Annotated in this window: 18 protein-coding genes; 12 read left to right on the forward strand and 6 right to left on the reverse strand. The window is 70.0% G+C overall.

All coding sequences use genetic code 11. The annotated features are described in order from the left end of the window. Positions 1-3: 3 nt before the first annotated feature. The 3 genes from K6U06_RS00825 (at position 4) to K6U06_RS00835 (ending at position 3,015) form a co-directional block, all read left to right on the forward strand. Positions 4-543, forward strand: coding sequence for a gamma carbonic anhydrase family protein (locus tag K6U06_RS00825; RefSeq protein ID WP_262319984.1), 540 nt, complete (start codon positions 4-6; stop codon positions 541-543). Between the two features lie 165 nt (positions 544-708). After that, a complete protein-coding gene (locus K6U06_RS00830; RefSeq protein ID WP_262319985.1) occupies positions 709-1,986 on the forward strand; it encodes an ABC transporter substrate-binding protein in 1,278 nt (425 codons plus the stop codon). Positions 1,987-2,043: 57 nt separating this feature from the next. Beyond that, a complete protein-coding gene (locus K6U06_RS00835; protein ID WP_262320487.1) occupies positions 2,044-3,015 on the forward strand; it encodes an LLM class flavin-dependent oxidoreductase in 972 nt (323 codons plus the stop codon). Between the two features lie 46 nt (positions 3,016-3,061). On the opposite strand, the gene K6U06_RS00840 is transcribed toward K6U06_RS00835, so the two are convergent. The 3 genes from K6U06_RS00840 to K6U06_RS00850 all read right to left on the reverse strand — a co-directional run bounded on the left by K6U06_RS00840 (position 3,062) and on the right by K6U06_RS00850 (position 6,312). Continuing rightward, positions 3,062-4,321, reverse strand: coding sequence for an acyl-CoA dehydrogenase family protein (locus K6U06_RS00840; protein WP_262319986.1), 1,260 nt, complete (start codon positions 4,319-4,321; stop codon positions 3,062-3,064). Beyond that, complete coding sequence (locus K6U06_RS00845) at positions 4,321-5,460, reverse strand: acyl-CoA dehydrogenase family protein (RefSeq protein WP_262319987.1); 1,140 nt, start codon at positions 5,458-5,460, stop codon at positions 4,321-4,323. Before K6U06_RS00845 ends, K6U06_RS00840 begins: the two co-directional genes overlap by 1 nt. 135 nt (positions 5,461-5,595) lie before the next feature. Further along, on the reverse strand, positions 5,596-6,312 hold the full coding sequence (locus tag K6U06_RS00850; protein WP_262319988.1) for a TetR/AcrR family transcriptional regulator: 717 nt from the start codon (positions 6,310-6,312) through the stop codon (positions 5,596-5,598). A gap of 231 nt (positions 6,313-6,543) precedes the next feature. Here K6U06_RS00850 and K6U06_RS00855 point away from each other — a divergent pair, with 231 nt between their 5' ends. The 3 genes from K6U06_RS00855 to K6U06_RS00865 are packed head-to-tail and all read left to right on the forward strand — an operon-like array spanning position 6,544 to position 9,345. After that, a complete protein-coding gene (locus K6U06_RS00855; protein ID WP_262319989.1) occupies positions 6,544-7,314 on the forward strand; it encodes an SDR family NAD(P)-dependent oxidoreductase in 771 nt (256 codons plus the stop codon). A 37-nt stretch (positions 7,315-7,351) separates the two neighbouring features. Then, positions 7,352-8,116 carry an SDR family oxidoreductase gene (locus K6U06_RS00860; protein WP_410050941.1) on the forward strand — a complete coding sequence of 255 codons (765 nt, stop codon included), beginning with the start codon at positions 7,352-7,354 and terminating at the stop codon, positions 8,114-8,116. Then, a complete protein-coding gene (locus tag K6U06_RS00865) occupies positions 8,116-9,345 on the forward strand; it encodes a CaiB/BaiF CoA transferase family protein (protein ID WP_262319991.1) in 1,230 nt (409 codons plus the stop codon). Before K6U06_RS00860 ends, K6U06_RS00865 begins: the two co-directional genes overlap by 1 nt. 9 nt (positions 9,346-9,354) lie before the next feature. On the opposite strand, the gene K6U06_RS00870 is transcribed toward K6U06_RS00865, so the two are convergent. The 3 genes from K6U06_RS00870 to K6U06_RS00880 are packed head-to-tail and all read right to left on the reverse strand — an operon-like array spanning position 9,355 to position 11,162. Next, positions 9,355-10,203: an acyl-CoA thioesterase gene (locus K6U06_RS00870; protein WP_262319992.1), complete on the reverse strand. Its 849-nt coding sequence runs from the start codon at positions 10,201-10,203 to the stop codon at positions 9,355-9,357. Beyond that, positions 10,200-10,631: a MaoC/PaaZ C-terminal domain-containing protein gene (locus tag K6U06_RS00875; RefSeq protein WP_262319993.1), complete on the reverse strand. Its 432-nt coding sequence runs from the start codon at positions 10,629-10,631 to the stop codon at positions 10,200-10,202. The genes K6U06_RS00870 and K6U06_RS00875 overlap by 4 nt, the downstream gene beginning before the upstream one ends. An 18-nt stretch (positions 10,632-10,649) precedes the next feature. Continuing rightward, positions 10,650-11,162, reverse strand: coding sequence for a MaoC family dehydratase N-terminal domain-containing protein (locus K6U06_RS00880; protein WP_262319994.1), 513 nt, complete (start codon positions 11,160-11,162; stop codon positions 10,650-10,652). Between the two features lie 38 nt (positions 11,163-11,200). Between K6U06_RS00880 and K6U06_RS00885 the strand changes: the two genes are divergently transcribed. From K6U06_RS00885 to K6U06_RS00910, 6 genes are all read left to right on the forward strand, one after another. Further along, positions 11,201-12,067, forward strand: coding sequence for a MaoC/PaaZ C-terminal domain-containing protein (locus K6U06_RS00885; RefSeq protein ID WP_262319995.1), 867 nt, complete (start codon positions 11,201-11,203; stop codon positions 12,065-12,067). Positions 12,068-12,192: 125 nt separating this feature from the next. Further along, positions 12,193-12,387 carry a ferredoxin gene (locus tag K6U06_RS00890; RefSeq protein WP_262319996.1) on the forward strand — a complete coding sequence of 65 codons (195 nt, stop codon included), beginning with the start codon at positions 12,193-12,195 and terminating at the stop codon, positions 12,385-12,387. 74 nt (positions 12,388-12,461) lie between these two features. Next, the gene (locus K6U06_RS00895; RefSeq protein ID WP_262319997.1) at positions 12,462-13,811 is read left to right on the forward strand and encodes a cytochrome P450; all 1,350 of its coding nucleotides are present in this window, start codon (positions 12,462-12,464) and stop codon (positions 13,809-13,811) included. A gap of 54 nt (positions 13,812-13,865) precedes the next feature. Next, the gene (locus K6U06_RS00900) at positions 13,866-14,714 is read left to right on the forward strand and encodes a mycofactocin-coupled SDR family oxidoreductase (protein WP_262319998.1); all 849 of its coding nucleotides are present in this window, start codon (positions 13,866-13,868) and stop codon (positions 14,712-14,714) included. 57 nt (positions 14,715-14,771) lie between these two features. Beyond that, a complete protein-coding gene (locus K6U06_RS00905) occupies positions 14,772-15,974 on the forward strand; it encodes an amidohydrolase family protein (protein WP_262319999.1) in 1,203 nt (400 codons plus the stop codon). Continuing rightward, positions 15,974-16,291 (forward strand): DUF4286 family protein, encoded by a 318-nt coding sequence (locus K6U06_RS00910; RefSeq protein WP_262320000.1) that lies wholly within the window; start codon positions 15,974-15,976, stop codon positions 16,289-16,291. Before K6U06_RS00905 ends, K6U06_RS00910 begins: the two co-directional genes overlap by 1 nt. Positions 16,292-16,385: the final 94 nt, after the last annotated feature.

Here is a 16,385-nt window from a genome sequence, read left to right on the forward strand (position 1 = left end):
CCCGTGACCCTCTACCGGCTCGGTGACGAGCGTCCGAGGATCCACCCCACCGCCTTCGTCCATCCCGACGCGGTCCTCATCGGCGAGGTCCGCGTCGGGCCCGACGCCAGCATCTGGCCCGGCGCGGTGATCCGAGCCGACAACGGGCCGATCGTCATCGGAGCCCGCTCGTCGGTGCAGGACGGGTCGGTGCTGCACACCCAGCCCCACAACACGACGACCGTCGGCGCGGACTGCGTGATCGGCCACCTGGTCCACTTGGAAGGCTGCGTCCTCGAGGACTTCGTCTTGGTCGGCTCCGGCGCGGTTGTGCTCGAGGAGGTCGTCTGCCGGTCGCCGTCACTGGTGGCCGCCGGGGCGGTAGTCGTCGCCGGCACCGAGGTCCCGAGCGGCGCCATGGCCATCGGCGTGCCGGCCCGCATCCGCCCCGGCGCGGTCACCCGGGACCGGGTGGCGGCCAACGTGGAGGGATACCGCCGTCACGTCCTCCAGCACCGGAGCCTAGAGCAGGCCGTCGCCCTCGGCGACTGCCTGGAGGGTTAGGGCGCACGCCGGGCCACGGACGTCCGGCAGAGGATTGACTATGACGTCGAAGTCTGCGAAGGTCTGAGCGTCGTCCCTTCTACCGGGGCGTGCTTCAGGGGGAGGCCGAGCGTCACCACGTCGCTCGGGTCGCACAACGCCGTTTCGTCTTCAGGGGGAGCCAGAATGTCCAAGGCAGGCAGTCGTTCCAGGAAGGTCGCGGCGGTCGGGGCGGTCGTCGCCTTGGTGGCGGGGTGCGGGAGCTCGAAGGGCACCGCCAACTCGACGCCGGCGTCCGCCGGTTCGTCGGGCACCTCGGCGGGTGCCTCTTCGAGCGGCAAGACCATCACCATCGGGGTGCTCGAGGACAAGACCGGGCTCGGCTCGTCGGGCAACGGCACCATGGACCTCGGGGTCGCTGCCGGCAAGGCCCTGGCCACCGCCGCCGGCTTCAACGTCAAGGTCGTCATCGGGGACACGCAGACCTCGCCGGCGGCGACCCTGGCCGCCGCCCACAAGCTGGTCGACCAGGACCACGTCGATGTCGTCCTCGCCGAATCGGCGGTCACCTTCGCGGCCGCGCCGTACCTAACCCAGCAGGGGATCCCCGTCGTCGGCGTGGCTCAAGACGCCGGCGAGTGGATCACCTCCCCCAACATGTTCCCCGACGTCGGCTACCTCGACGTCACCAAGGTGTCCACCACCACCGGGTTGTTCATGAAGAGCCAGGGTGTCACCACCGTCGGCTCGATCGGCTACTCGATCTCGCCCAGCTCGGCCGACGCCGCCCGGGCGACCGGGATCTCCGCGCAGGCGGTCGGTCTGAAGGTCGGCACCATCGAGTCCAGCTTCCCCTTCGGGGGCACCAACGTCCAGCCCGTCGCGCTGGCCATGAAAAACAGCGGCACCGACGGGTTCACCGCCGAGGTCGACCCCAACACCGGCTTCGCCCTGGTCGCCGCTCTGCGCCAGCTCAACGCCACCCCCAAGGTGGCCCTCCTGGCCACCGGGTACGGCGGTGACCTCCTGCAGGCCGGACCCGCCGCGCTGCAGGACGCGCAGGGGCTGTACTTCACGACGTCGTTCCAGCCCGTCGAGATGCACACGGCCGCGACCCAGAAGTTCGAGGCCGCGCTCAAGGCCGCCGGGGTCAGCGGCGAGCCGACCTACGCCGAGTACAACGGCTACGCGTCGATGGCCCTCCTGGTCCAGGGGCTGCAGGGCGACGGCGGCAGCCTCTCCCACGCCGCCCTGATCGCCTCGCTCGGCAAGATCACCAACTTCGATGCCGCAGGCCTGCTCGGCTCCCACACCTTGAACCTGAACGACCGGGCCGCCTCGGCGGTGGGAATCGACGGAGGGTGCACCTACATCACCAAGCTGCAGGGCAAGACCTTCAACCTGGTCCCCGGCGCCGAGCCGATCTGCGGCCAGGAGATCCCCGGCAAGAGCGCCGCCGCGTGATCCGGTGAGCCGGTCGGGGCCGCCGACACGCCGGAACGGCGAGCGCCGGTGAGCGCGATGTTCGGATTGCGCTTCGACTTCCGCAACCCGGCCTTCGCCGGCACCACCGCCGCGGACCGCTACGAGTCGGCCATCACGATGGCCGAGTGGGCCGACCGACTCGGGTGCGTCAGCATCACCCTGTCGGAGCACCACGGGTCGCCTGACGGCTACCTCCCGAGCCCGTTGCCGGTCCTGGCCGCAATGGCGGCCAGGACCACCGCGGTGAACTTCACCGTCGCTGCGCTCATCGCCCCGTTCTACGACCCGCTGCGCCTGGCCGAGGACATGGTCGTGCTCGACCACCTCAGCCGCGGCCGGGTCGATCTAATCGTGGCGGCCGGCTACGTCGCCGAGGAGTTCGCGATGTACGGCGTCGCGACCAGCGAGCGGGGTCAGCGGGTGACCGAGGTGGTGACCACTCTCAAAGCCGCGTTCAGCGGCGAGCCGTTCGAGTACCGGGGCCGCCGGGTGAAAGTCACACCCGCGCCGTACCGCCCGGGAGGCCCGGCAGTCATGCTCGGGGGGAGCAGCCAGGCCGCGGCCCGCCGGGCGGCGCGCATCGCCGACGGGTTCCTCCCATCGGTCCCGGAGGTGTGGGAGTTCTACCAAGACGAGCGGCGCATCCTCGGCCTGCGCGACCCCGGTCCCTGCCCCATCCCGCCCGGCCCGCAGACCCTGGCGCTGGCGGAGGACGTCGAGGCCGGGTGGGAGCAGATGGGTCCCTACTTCCTGCACGAGACCAACGCCTACGGGCAGTGGCTGGACCAGAGCGACGGCGCCGGCCCCTACCAGCAGGCCGGCAGCCTCGACGACCTCAAAGCCGGCGGGCAATACCTGATCGTCACCCCCGAGGAGCACGTCGAGATGCTCAGGGCTGCTCCATTCCCCTTCGCCATGTTCCACCCGCTGTGTGGGGGCATACCGCCGGAGCTGGCCTGGTCCAGTCTCCGGCTCTTCGAGCAGCACGTCCTGCCAGCCTTCGCCTGACGGGCCTTCCTGCCTGAGCGGCCACCCCGCACGCAGGCCGGGCTGTTCAGCGGCGGGAGGTGGCGCTGCGGGGGACGTCGCGGTAGGGGAGGTCGCGCCCGACGGCCGGCTCTCTCGGCATGCCTAGGACCCGCTCGCTGATCACGTTGCGGGCCATCTCCGTGGTCCCCCCGCCGATGCACGCAGTCTGGCGCATCAAGAAGTCGACGCCCGCGTCGGCCGACGCGCCGTCACCGTCAGCCCACACGCCGCCGGCCGCCCCGGCGATCTCATAGCCGAGGGTACGGGTCCGGGCCGCGGAGATCCCCTTGAACAGCCGAACGATGGCCGCCGCCTGGTCCGACATCTGCCGGGAGCGCACCGCGGCGCCGACCCGGTCCTGCAGGCAGTTGCCGACCACGTCGAGGACCCGGCCCTCGCCGACGCGCTCGCGCATCGCGACATCGCCGAGCACCCCGGCGCTGCGGGCGATGCCGAGGAGGTCGGGGCCGCCCGCAGCGTTGCCGGCCCCGGCCGGGAACGACACCAGCGGCGAGTTGTACAGCATCCGCTCGTGGAACATCCAACGGGTGCCGACGGTCCAGCCGTCGTCGACGTCGCCCACCCGGTCGGTGTCGGGAACCCGCACGTCGCTCAGGAACTCCTGGCAGAACTCCCGGGAGCCGTTGAGCATCTCGATACGGTGGACGTCCAGCCCGGGCTGGCGCAGCGGCAGGATGAACACCGTGAGACCGCGGTGCTTGGGCAGGTCCCAGTTGGTCCGGGTCAGGCACAGGCCCCAGTCCGACCACCAGGCCCCGGTCGTCCAGATCTTGGACCCGTTGAGGATCCACTCCTCCCCGTCGCGCATGGCCGTGGTCGTCGCGCCGGCCACGTCGGATCCTCCGCCGGGCTCGGAGAGCAGCTGCATCCACAGCTCCTCGCCTTTGAGCATCGCTGGGATGTGCTGGCGCTTCTGTTCCTCGGTGCCGAACTCGAGGAGGACCGCGGCGCACGGCGACAAGGTCGGCACCTGGAGGCGGCCCGGGTACTCGTAGCCGGCCAGCGCTTCGTTGAAAGCCCCCTGATAGGCGGGGGGCAGGCCCTGCCCGCCGTACTCCTTGGGGAAGCAGATCCCCGCGAAGCCGGCGTCGAACATGGCTCGCTGCACCTCCCGCTCGCGAGCCACCGCAGCCAGCTCCGCCTCCTCGTCGGTGCTGCCCCGTAGTCCGGCGCGCTCCGCACCGCCGGGCCGCAGGTTGGCGGTTACCCACTTGCGGGCCCGCTCCCGGAAGTCGTCGAGGTCCTCTGCCTCCGTCGTTGCCATCAGGCGTCCCCTCGTTGCTCGAGCAATGTGGTGATGCGCCGCTTGTGCTCGGCCGGCGTGCCCCAAAGGGCCCGCTGCAGGCTGACGCGGCGAAGGTACAGGTGAAGATCGTGGTCGAAGGTCACGCCGACACCGCCGTGCATCTGCACGCAGTCCTGCAGCAGCTCGGCGCCGTAGTCGCCGACGAAGGACTTGGCCACGCTGGCCAGCTCCGCCGCGTCGGGCGCGGCGGTGGCCAGCGCCCGAGCCGCCGCGTCGGTCACCGCGTGGGCCCCCTCCAGCCAGGACTTCATGTCCGCGCAGCGGTGCTTGAGCGCCTGGTAGGACGCCAGGGGACGCCCGAAGGAGTAGCGGTCGAAGGTCCACGCCAGGGTCATGTCAAACGCGGCCTGCATCGCCCCGACCGCCTCCGCGCAGGCCAGGACCACCGCCTGCTCGAACTGCCGCTCGACCTGCGCGCCGGCCCCGCCCACCGACCCGACCGCCGCGCTTGACGGAACCCGGACACCGCGCAGCTCCACCCGGGCGAAGCGACGGGTCAGGTCGACGCTGTGCATCGCTTCGACCGACAGCCCTGGGGTGCCGGCGGCCACCAGAACCTGGGTCAACCCGTCGCCGGTGCGACCGGTGACGAGGAGATGGTCGGACTGGGCGGCGGCCTCGACCGGTCGCTTGACCCCGTCGATGACCAGCTCGTCGCCTTCCGCTCGCACCTGGCAGGCCATGGCCGCGGGTTCGGTGGCCGCGACCGCCTCCTCGGCGTAGGCCCACGACGCCACCGAGGCCCCGGACAGGAGGCCGGCCACCACCTCGGAGTGGTCGCCGGCGCCCTCCGCGCTGAGGGCGCCGGCAACGATGTTGGCCGGCAGCAGCGGCCCCGGCGCGGCGCGCAGCCCGAACTCGTGGGCGATCAGGGTCAAGTCGACCAGCCCGTGCTCGCTCACGCTGCCGCCGCCCTGGGCCTCCCCGACGAGAAGCGACGTCCAGCCCAGCTCCGCCCCCTGACGCCAGTATCCAGGAGCGAAGCCGGCGGCGTCGTCACGCAACCGGCGGACCTGCTCCGAAGACATCACGTCGGCCAGGTACTTGGCCGTGGTGTCCCGGAGGGATTCCTGGTCGGGGAGTGGTTCAAGTAGCACGAGACCTCGCTCCGTCGTCCGGATGACCGGGACGCGCCGATGATGTTTGCCCGCCGAAAGTAACAACATTCGACGTCAATGTCAAAGTTGCGGGCGCGTGCTAAGTCCTTGAAGTGCCGTCCCCGGCGGCGGGGGTCAGTGGGCCGGGCGGCGGGCCTGGGTGTCGGAGAGACCGAGGGCGTTGATGAAGATCCGGTACAGCTGGTCGGCGCCCTTGTCGAAGTCACAGTCGATCTCGCCCTCGATCAGCCACGCCTCGGGGAAGCGGTTCATCATCGCCCCCAGCACGCTGATGGCGACCCGGACGTCGAGCTTGCGGTCGATCATCCCCCGCTTTTGCAGCTGGGTCAGCGAGTCGATGATCAGCTCGTTGGCCACCTTGTGGCGGGCGGCGCGCATCTGCAGCAGCTCCGCGTCATAGCGCGACACCTGCTCGATCACCCGCATGATCCTGGCCTCCTTCTGGTAGCTCGCCAGCGTGGCCCGGATCCCCTTGCGTATGCGCTGGTGGGGCTGGGCGGTGGAGGTCGGGTCGAAGATGATGCTGCCGAGCGGCGCGGCCAGCTCGTCTTCCACCATGCCGGCCACCTCCCGGAAGATCTCGTCCTTCGAGTCGAAGTAGTGGTAGAAGGACCCGTGGGAGAGCTGGGCCCGAGTCGATATGTCGGAGATGCGGGCGTCGAAGAAGCCGTCCTCCTCGAAGATCTCCTTGGCGGCCTTCAGCAGGCGGGCCCGGGTCTCGGCGCCCTTCCTCGACCGTGGCCCCGCCACCCGCTCTCCGTTGCCGCCTGGCTGCTCCCCGGTCCTGCCGGCCGGCTCGAGGACCTCGGATGCCGTCGATTGCTTCGCCATGCCCGTCAGCTCCCAGTCCGTGAGGGCGGAACGGCCGCTGCCCGGCGCAACGCGTCGTGCGCAGCTCGCCCGCGAGCTCGAAGGTCCGTCATTGGGGGACAGAGGCTAGCCCAGCGAGGCAGCGTTTTCGCCGTTGCTCCCCCCGGTGAACCTGTTAGGAACATTGACGTCATTGTCAATGCACGCTAGCGTCCCGGGCCTGCGTCAGGCTGGACTACCTCGGGGGAATCGATGAAGCTGGACAACCAGGTGGCGATCGTCACCGGCGGAGCAGGCGGCCTCGGGTCGGCGGTGGTCCGCCACCTGTCGTCGGTCGGGATGCGCGTCGTCGTGTTCGACCGGGAGGCCGACGCGGCCAAAGCCGTCGCGGCCAGCCTGCCCACCCCCGGCGTGGCCGTCGCCGGCGACGTGACCGACGACGACGACGTGCAGGCGGCGGTGGCCGCCGCGACAGCCGAAGGATCGCCGCGCCTGCTGGTCAACGTGGCCGGCGGCGGGGTCGGCGGGGGCCGGCTGGTCGCCCGGGACGGCAAACCGCACGACAAGCAGGCCTTCACCGGCACCATGGAGATGAACGCGGTGGGGACCTTTAACACGAGCCGGTTCGTGGCCGCGGCCATGGCCGCCAACGAGCCCGATCAGTTCGGCCAGCGGGGCGTGATCGTCAACACCGCGTCCATCGCCGGGATGGAAGGCCAGACCGGGCAGCTGGCCTACGCCGCGGCGAAGGCCGCCATCTTGGGCATGACGCTGCCCATGGCTCGGGATCTGGCACCGATCGGCGTCCGGGTGTGCGCCATCGCCCCCGGCACCATGGGCACCCCAGTCATGCTGGGCGTGCGGGCCGAGGTCCGCGAGGCGCTGGAGAAGGACATCGTGTTCCCCAAGCGCCTGGGCCGCCCGGAGGAGTTCGCCCTGCTCGTCGAGTCGATCGCCACCAACCCGTACCTCAACGGAGAGAACATCCGCCTCGACGGTGCGCTGCGCTTCGGCCCCCGATGAGCCACCAGCGACGAGCGACGAGCAACGGAGGCAGACCATGGGCACGGTGACCGACAAGATCGTGGTGGTAACCGGCGCGTCGAGCGGGTCGGGGCTGGGCATCTCGAGGCGCTTCTTGCAAGAGGGCGCCTCGGTGGTGATGATGGCCCGGGGCAAGGAACGCCTGGAGCAGGCAGCCGAGGAGCTGGGGGCGAAGGCCTATCCGATCCAGGTCGACGTCGGCGACCCCGACAGCGTCGCGGCCGCCTTCGAGCAGGTCTCCTTGCAGTTCGGCCAGGTCGACGTGCTGATCAACAACGCCGCGGTCTACCGGCCCTGCGCCGTCGAGCTGCTGAGCAACCTCGACATCACCCAGCAGGTGACCACCAACCTCCTCGGCCCGATCTACACCTCCCGCGCGGTCATCCCCTTGATGCGCGCCGCAGGCGCCGGCGACATCATCAACACCTCCAGCGAGTCCACCCTGCACCCCTTCCCCCACCTCTCGATGTACGTCGCCACCAAGGCGGCGCTCGAGGCGTTCGGGAAGGTCCTGGCGATGGAGGTCGCCCCGATCGACATCCGGGTGACCACGGTGATCCAGGGCACGGCCAAGGGGGCCGGCGTCGGGTCCACCGACTGGGAGTGGGATCCTGACCACGCCGCTGCCGCCGGCGCGCTGTGGGACAAGCTCGGGCTCATCCCCGCGGTCATGGGCGTGCGCGAAGGCCAAGACGTCGACGACATCGGCGACATCCACCTGTTCATCGTCACCCGGCCCCGTACCCAGAAGCTCGACACCGTCCACGCCAGGAGCTTCTGATGACGGCCCTGCCGATGGCCGGTGTCCGGGTCCTCGAGGTGGCCCAGTACACCTACACCCCCTCCGCCGGCGCGGTCCTGGCCGACTGGGGCGCGGAGGTCATCAAGGTCGAGCACGCGGTGACCGGCGACGCCCAACGGGGCTTGAAGATCGGCACCGGCGGCGTCGCCGCCGGCCGGTTCCAGCCGCTGATGGAGCACCCCAACCGGGGCAAGCGCAGCATCGGCCTGGCCCTCGAGCACCCAGACGCCCGCGACCTGCTCCTGGAGCTGGCCCGAAGCTGCGACGTGTTCCTCACCAACTTCCTGCCGCCCGCCCGCCGCAAGCTGCGCATCGAGGTCGAGGACCTGCGAGCCGCCAACCCCAAGATCATCTACGTCCGAGGCAGCGCCCACGGCCAGCGGGGGCCCGACGCCGACAAGGGCGGCTTCGACGGCAGCACGTTTTGGTCCCGCTCCGGCAGCGCCATGGGATGCACGCCGCCCGACTCCCCGAAGGTCATCAACCAGCCGGCCGGCGCGTACGGCGACTCGATGGGTGGCATGACCATCGCCGGCGGCATCGCCGCCGCTCTCTTCGCGAGAGAGCGCACCGGGGAGCCGAGCGTGGTGGACGTGTCGCTCCTCAGCCTCGGTACCTGGGCGACGGCGCTGTCGGTCAGCAACGCACTGCTCACCGGCGAGGTCCCCCCGGTCGCCCCCCTGTCGGCGCCCAACCTCAACCCGTTCAACCCGACGATCGGTAACTTCCGCACCGCGGACGGCAGGTGGGTCAACCTGATGATCCTCCAGCCGGGCCGCTACTGGGCCGACCTGTGCCGGCACCTGGAGCGGGAGGACCTGATCACCGACGAGCGCTTCGACAGCGGCGAGAAGCTCATCGCCAACGCCGCCGCCGCCGGCGCGCTGGTCGCGGAAGCCATCGAGGCCAAGCCTTACGCCCACTGGATCAAGACGTTCCAGACCTTGGAAGGGCAGTGGGCGCCCAACAACAACGCCCTCGAGCTGGGCCACGACCCGCAGGTCCGGGCCAACGGCTACATCGTCTCGGTGGTCGACGCCGACGGCAACGAGCGCGAGCTGGTGGCCAACCCGGTGCAGTTCGACGAGACCCCGCCCACGCTGACCCGGGCGCCGCAGCTCGCCGAGCACACCGACACCATCCTCGAAGAGCTGGGGCGCACCCAGGAGCAGATCATCGACTTGAAGATCGCCGGCGCCGTCACCTGACGCCGGGCTTTAGTACTTGGCCCGCTCCCCGGGCGCCGGGCGCTGGTCTTGCGCCAGGGCCCGGACGATGTTGTCCTGCGCGAACGACGCCACCAGTGACCCGTGGCGCGAGTACACGTGGGCCCGCCCGTAGGAGCGCCCCCTGCCCGCGTACGGGCTCTCGTGGACTATCAGGTGCCAGTCGCAGGCGTCGAAGGGCTCGTGGAAGCTGATGGTCTGGGTCAACACGCTGGTGGAGACCGTCACGTGGGCCTGGGCCTGCCCGACGCCGGCGTGGGGCCGCATGGCGGTGGCGATGAGGAAGCCGTCCGACGCGTACCCGAGCATCGCCTGGTTGGCCGCCTCGCCGTCGGGCACTCCCCGAAAGCGGCTCCAGATCGACAGCTCTGCGGGCCCCACCGCGTCGGGGTCGGCCAGGTCCACGTCGTCGACGATCGAAACGTCCCACCAGTCGTGGGCGCCGCTCGCCGTGGTGGCCGCCGGCACCTCGAGGCGGTCCGGGGATGCGCCGTGGCGGATCAAGTCGGCCTCCGGCGCGTGCAGCAAGGCGGTGATCGTCGCACAGACCCGCGCCCCCTGGCGGACGGTGACGGTGCGGCAGGCCATCGTGCGGCCATCGCTGATCGGGGCCACTTCGAGCTCCAGCGGCTGGTTCGGTGACGCCCCCCGCTCGAACACGGTGTGGAGGCTTAGCACCACCTTGCCGGGGGCGGACTTGCTGGCCGCGGTCAACGCCTGAGCCAGGATCTGGCCGCCGAAAACGACCGGGGACGGCGACTCGAGGTTGGCGGCCAGGTAGGTGTGCTCGCCGGTCTGCTCCAAAGCGAGCATCCCTGCGGGGTCGTGGACGGTGCTCACTTTGCCTCCTCCTCGGCGCCGGTGAGGGTCACGACTGCGGTGGCGGGGCAGAGCCGGGCGCCGGTCTGATCCTCGGTCCACACCTCGAGGTGCACCGACCAGCCGTCGGGCCTGGGGTGGACCTCGGTTACGGTGCCTTTGGCCGTGACCGTCTGGTCCTTCAAGTTGGGCGAGCGGAACTGGCACGCCAGCGATTCGATCCGCCCGGCGTCACCCACCCACTGCCGCAGGAGGTTGTGGAGGTAGCTCCACTGGAGGTTGCCCATGCCGAACGCGGTCGGGTAGCCCGCCGCCTGCCCGGCGGCGTCGTCCATGTGGATCGGCACGAACTCGTCGTTGACCGCCGCGAAGCGGTTCCAGTTGTCCAGGCCGGTGGCGCGCGAGAAGCTCGGCAGCGCGTCGCCGACCTGGGGCGGGGCTGTGGTCATGCGGTCTCCTCGGACGGTTCAGTAGCGGATCAGGGTCATGCGGGCGCGCTTGACCGTGGCGGCGGCCTGGTTGACCCAGTGATCCTCGGTGGTGGTGAACAGCATGGGGCCGAGACGCCCGGCGCGCTCTTGGTAGTCGGCCAGCGTGGTCGTGGAGGTGATCACGTCACCCGGCCGCATCCGCTCCTTGTAGGCGGCCTCCAGGCCGCCGTTTAACTGGAAGGACAGATCGGGGCCGGGGATGCCGAGGGCCCGTTCCAGCCGGTTGACGTCGGCACCGCCGGCCCGGTCGAGGGCGCCCCCCTCGCGGGCGGCCAGCCAAGCGAAGGGATTGAACTCCTCGGGCGCGACCAGGCCGCGGTGCGGCGACGCTCGAGCCGCCTCCTCGTCGACGAACGCGGAGGGGGGAGGGTCGGGCCAGTAGACCGCGATGGCCCACCGCCTGATGTCGGAAGGGTCGATCGGGAACGAGGTCCGCTCCGAGACCGTGGTCCCGATCGCGGCGCGCATCTGAGCGGTTATGAGTGTCAAGCAGCGGCATCGTAACGCGGGTCACCTACAATTTCTACATGGAGTCAAGAATGTTCTCGCCGATGGAAGGAGGGCGCAGCGGGCGGGGGCTGGTGGACCCCGACGCGGTCGCGGCCTTCGCCGCCGCCGTCAACGACTCGAACGTCCGCTACCAGGAAGGGACCGCGACCCCGCTGCTGTTCACGACTGGCCTGGTGCTGGCGGACTACCACCAAGTGCACGGCGGCCTGGCCGCGGCGGCGGGGGTGAGCGACTGGTCCCTGTCGGTCCACGGCCAGCACGACGTCTCGTACCTCGAGCCGGTCGTGCCCGGGACGCACTGCCGGTGGCTGGTGTCGGGTCGAAGCGCCCTGCGGAGCAAAGGTGGGGTGCTGGTGACCGTCAGCGCCCGGATCTCCGACGACGCGGGCGACCTCTTGGTGGAGCACCTCTGGACGACCTACTACCGCGGCGGCACGGTCCCCGCCGAGATCGGGGCTCCGCTCCCGGACCACGAGCTCCCGGAGGAGGTCCGCTCGACGCCCCCATCGACGACCGCCACCTTGCGAGTAGACCGGGACCAGGCGTTCCGCTACGGCGGGGCCACCGGCGACCGGGCCACCCACGCCATCGACGACGACCAAGCCAGGGCTGAGGGGTTCCCCCGCAAGATCCTCCAGGGGATGTGCACGTTCAGCATGGCCGCCGGCGCCCTGGTCGACTCGCTGGCCGGCGGCGACCCGACCCGGGTCCGACGACTGGCGGTCCGCTTCTCGGCCCCGACCCACCCAGCCGGCGAACTGACCGTCAACGCGTGGCACCTCGGAGGCCCGGCAGCGAGCGGCGTGCACGGCTTCGAGGCGGTGCAGGCGGGGACGACGGTCCTCAAGCACGGCCGCTTCGAGCTGCGCCTGCCCGGGCTATGAGTTTGACGTCGACGTCAGGTCGTGGTAGCTTGCCGACCCGGGGGACAGGGGCGGTTCCGGTATCCGGGAGCGTCGCGCCGACCCTGACATCCGGCTTCGGTCCACCTCTGGTGCAGGAGATTCAGGTGAGAGTTCACGTCGACGAGACCAAGTGCCAGGGTCACACCCTGTGCGCCATGGCGGCGCCCGACATCTTCGAGTTGAGCGACTTTGACGGGCACGCCCAGGCGGTCGCGGGCGACGTCCCGCCGCACCTGGAGGACGCCGTGAAGGCCGCCGCCAGCACCTGCCCCGAGCAGGCGATCGTCATCACCGGCTGAGGAACCGCCAGCCGCTCACCCGGCCGGCCCGCGACGCCGGCCGCTACACCAGACGCGCACCAGGGGAGGACACATTGGCCATCGAGGGCGACAAGGATGCACCGGTCCACTTCGACCGTCACGCTCCCGGCTACATCCACGAGTTCGAGAGCACCACCCACGAGCTTCACGGCAAGTGCCCGATCGCGTGGTCCGACACCTACGGCGGGCACTGGGTGGCGAGCGGGTACAAAGAAGTCTTCGAGATCGCCCGCAACCGGACGCTGCTTTCCAACCACCACGACCTCGAGGACGAGACCAGCCCTTACCGGGGCATCTCGATTCCCCGACCCGACAGCGGCCAGAAGACCCGCGGCGGGTTCTTGGAGATGGACCCGCCCGAGCAGCAGGACTACCGCCGGATCCTCGACCCCTACCTGTCCCCGGCCGCGGTCGCCCGCTGGAAGCCGATGGCCGAGGACCTCACCCGCGCCGCCCTCGACGCCCGGATCGAGGAGGGCAGCATCGACTTCGTCGACGACCTGGCCAACATCGTCCCGGCGGTGCTGACCCTGGCGTTGATGGGGCTGCCGCTCACCGACTGGGAGATCTACTGCGAGCCGGCTCACGCCGGGGTGTACACGCCGCCGGACTCGCCCGACATCGTGCGGGTCGGGCAGCTCGGCATGGCCATGGGAATGCGGATGACCGAATCGATCATGGCCCTCAGGGCCCACCCTCGCCCCGGCATGGTCGACGCCCTCATCCAGGGGCGCGTGTGCGGGCAGCCGCTGTCCGACGCCGACATCCGCGACACGTTGATGCTGCTCATCGGCGGCGGGTTCGACACCACCACCGCCCTGACCGCGCACAGCCTCGAGTGGCTGAGCGAGCACCCCGGCGAGCGGGACCGGCTGCGCAACGACCTGGGAGGCCTGCTCGACAGCGCCACCGAGGAGTTCCTCCGCTTCTACACCCCCGCTCCCGGCGACGGTCGGACCGTAGCCGCCGACTACGAGCTGTCCGGGCGCCAGTTGCAGGAGGGCGACCGGTTGTGGCTGTCGTGGGCGATGGCCAACCGGGATCCTTCCGTTTTCCCCGACCCCGACGCGGTATGCCTCGACCGTGGCGCCAACCGCCACACCAGCTTCGGGCTCGGCCTACACCGCTGCATCGGGTCCAACGTGGCACGCGCGACGTTCAAGACGATGGTCACCGGCGTCCTCCAGCGGATGCCTGACTACGTCTGCGACCCGGCCGGGTCGGTGCACTACGACACCATCGGTGTCATCAACGGCATGAAGCACCTGCCGGCGACGTTCACGCCCGGCCCCCGCCTCGGCGCCGGTTTCGACGAGACCCTCGCCTGGTGGCAGGAGCGGATCGACGAGCAGCAGATGGCCGCTCCGGTCACCCGAGCCTCCGCCGGGACACGCCAGCAATGACCAGCCGGGCAGCACAGCCGGCCACGACAGCAGCACTCACAAGGAGGATCAACGATGGGCAGGGTTGAGGGCAAGGTCGCATTCATCACCGGAGCGGCCCGCGGGCAGGGCCGGTCCCACGCCATCCGGCTGGCGTCGGAGGGGGCGTCGATCATCGCCGTCGACATCTGCGAGCCGATCGCCACGATGAACTACCCGCTGGCATCCGAGGAGGACCTGCAGCAGACCGTGAAGGAGGTCGAGGCGGTCGGCGGGTCCATCCTGGCCAGCAAAGCCGACGTCCGGCACCGGGAAGAGCTGGTCGACGTCGTGGCCCGGGGGTTGGAGGCCTTCGGCCGGTTGGACGTCGTGTGCGCCAACGCCGGTATCTGCCCCTCGCTCGACAGCACACCGCTGTCGGGGTTCATCGACGCGACCGACGTGGACCTCATCGGGGCGATGAACACCGTGGCGGCGACCGTCCCCCACCTCCAAAGCGGCGCCTCGATCATCATTACCGGCTCCACCGCGGGCCTGATGAACGGGACGACGGAGAACATCGGAGCATCCGGTGGCCACGGGTACATGTTCGCCAAGCGCACCGTCTTCCAGTACCTGGAGTCGATCGCCCTGCTGCTGGCGCCGCACATGATCCGGGCCAACGCCATCCACCCGACCAACTGCGATACCGACCTCCTGCACAACGAGGACGTCTACCGGGCGTTCCGTCCGGACCTGGAACACCCGACGAGGGAGGACGCCATGGTCGCCCTCCCCTACATGCAGGCCATGCCGATCCCCTACATCGACCCCGGAGACGTCAGCGCTTTGGTCCTGTTCCTCGCCAGTGACGAGTCGCGGTACCTGACCGGGATGAACATCCGCCTCGACGCCGGGGCGATGCTCAAAAAGCCCCCGATGTGAGCCAGGCGGCTATGCGACGCGACGCCCCACCCGATCAGCCACCCTGCGGAGGCGCAGATGCCTAGAACTGCTGTCGACTTCCCGATCTTCGACGCGGACAACCACATGTACGAGTCGACCGACGCATTCACCAAGTTCCTGCCCGCCGGCTACAAGGGCCTGATCAAGTACGTGAAGGTCGAGGGCCGTGACAAGATCGCGGTCCGCAACGTCATCTCCGACTACATCCCCAACCCGACCTTCTCCGTCGTCGCCCGGCCCGGGGCGCAGGAGGAGTACTTCAAGTCGGGCAACAAGGAGGGGAAGTCGCGTCGGGAGATCATGGGCGAGCCCATGCGCTCGCCTGACGCGTTCTTCGCGCCAGAGCCCCGCCTGGCGCTGATGGACGAGCTGGGTCTCGACCGGGCCTTGATGTGGCCGACCCTGGCCAGCTTGCTGGAGGAGCGCCTGCGCGACGACCCCCAAGCCAGCCACGTGGTCGTGCACGCCCTCAACCAGTGGATGCTCGAGCAGTGGACCTTCAACTTCAAGGATCGGATCTTCCCGACGCCGGTGATCACCCTGCCGATCGTGGGCGAAGCCATCCGCGAGTTGGAGTGGGTGGCCGAGCGAGGCGCCAAGGTGGTGCTCATCCGGCCCGCGCCGGTGCCCGGCTATGAGCGGGTCCGGTCATTCGCCCTGCCCGAGTTCGACCCGTTCTGGGCCAAGGTGCACGAGTTCGACCTCGCGGTCGGCATGCACGCATCCGACGACGGGCTGACCCGGTACTACAACACCTGGGAGGGACGCGGCAGCGGCGAGCACCTGCCGTTCGCACAGCCCAGCGCGTTCATGGACATCATGCACCTCCAGGGTCGCGGGATCTTCGACACCGTCTCGTCGCTGATCGGCCACGGGCTCCTCAGCCGGTTCCCCGGCCTGCGCATCCTGCCCGTCGAGAACGGCTCGGGCTGGGTCCGCCCCCTGGTGGAGTCGCTGCGCACCTCCTACGACAAGAACCCCCACCTCTACGACGAGGACCCGATGACGGTCCTCCAGCGCAACATCTGGATCCACCCGTTCCACGAGGAAGACCCCCGCGGCCTGATCAAGCTGCTCGGTGCCGACCGGGTGGTGTTCGGTTCCGACTACCCCCACCCCGAGGGGATGGTCAACCCGGTCGACTACGTCGACGAGCTCGAAGGGCTGCCGAGGGAGGACATCGCCAAGGTCATGGGAGGCAACCTGGCCGAGGTGGTCAAGATCGGTACGGCGGTCTGATGCCCAAGGGGATCTTGGTGGTGGAGTCCAGCCCGGAAGGCGCCGACCGTGACCGCGAGTACAACGAGTGGTACGACGGCACCCACATAGGGGAGATCTGCGCCATCCCCGGCGTGACCGGCGCCCGCCGCTACCGGTTGCACGGAACTGAGGGCGACGTGCCGACCTACCTGGCCGTCTACGACCTCGAGGCGGACGACCTGGGAGCGCCGCTGGTGGAGATGGCGCAGCGCTCCGCCGACGGACGTCTTTCGCCGCCGAAAGCGTTGCGCCTCGACCCGCCGCCTGTCGTGAAGATCTTCGAGCTGCTCGACTAGCCCAGGAGCGCCCGCTCGTGGCCGCTCGCGCCATGTTGTATTGTTGACATCAAAATCAGCTTTGCGGGCACCACGAGTGCCTGTCTGGCAGTTG

Source organism: Acidiferrimicrobium sp. IK, assembly GCF_025499425.1.
Taxonomy (GTDB): Bacteria; Actinomycetota; Acidimicrobiia; order Acidimicrobiales; family Palsa-688; genus Acidiferrimicrobium.

Coding starts and splice junctions, on each gene's coding strand:
- K6U06_RS00865 (WP_262319991.1), top strand. CDS start 8,116: ATGACGGCCCTGCCGATGGCCGGTGTCCGGGTCCTCGAGGTGGCCCAG.
- K6U06_RS00835 (WP_262320487.1), top strand. CDS start 2,044: ATGTTCGGATTGCGCTTCGACTTCCGCAACCCGGCCTTCGCCGGCACC.
- K6U06_RS00875 (WP_262319993.1), bottom strand. CDS start 10,631: ATGACCACAGCCCCGCCCCAGGTCGGCGACGCGCTGCCGAGCTTCTCG.
- K6U06_RS00850 (WP_262319988.1), bottom strand. CDS start 6,312: ATGGCGAAGCAATCGACGGCATCCGAGGTCCTCGAGCCGGCCGGCAGG.
- K6U06_RS00860 (WP_410050941.1), top strand. CDS start 7,352: ATGGGCACGGTGACCGACAAGATCGTGGTGGTAACCGGCGCGTCGAGC.
- K6U06_RS00905 (WP_262319999.1), top strand. CDS start 14,772: ATGCCTAGAACTGCTGTCGACTTCCCGATCTTCGACGCGGACAACCAC.
- K6U06_RS00855 (WP_262319989.1), top strand. CDS start 6,544: ATGAAGCTGGACAACCAGGTGGCGATCGTCACCGGCGGAGCAGGCGGC.
- K6U06_RS00900 (WP_262319998.1), top strand. CDS start 13,866: ATGGGCAGGGTTGAGGGCAAGGTCGCATTCATCACCGGAGCGGCCCGC.
- K6U06_RS00840 (WP_262319986.1), bottom strand. CDS start 4,321: ATGGCAACGACGGAGGCAGAGGACCTCGACGACTTCCGGGAGCGGGCC.
- K6U06_RS00885 (WP_262319995.1), top strand. CDS start 11,201: ATGGAGTCAAGAATGTTCTCGCCGATGGAAGGAGGGCGCAGCGGGCGG.
- K6U06_RS00910 (WP_262320000.1), top strand. CDS start 15,974: ATGCCCAAGGGGATCTTGGTGGTGGAGTCCAGCCCGGAAGGCGCCGAC.
- K6U06_RS00830 (WP_262319985.1), top strand. CDS start 709: ATGTCCAAGGCAGGCAGTCGTTCCAGGAAGGTCGCGGCGGTCGGGGCG.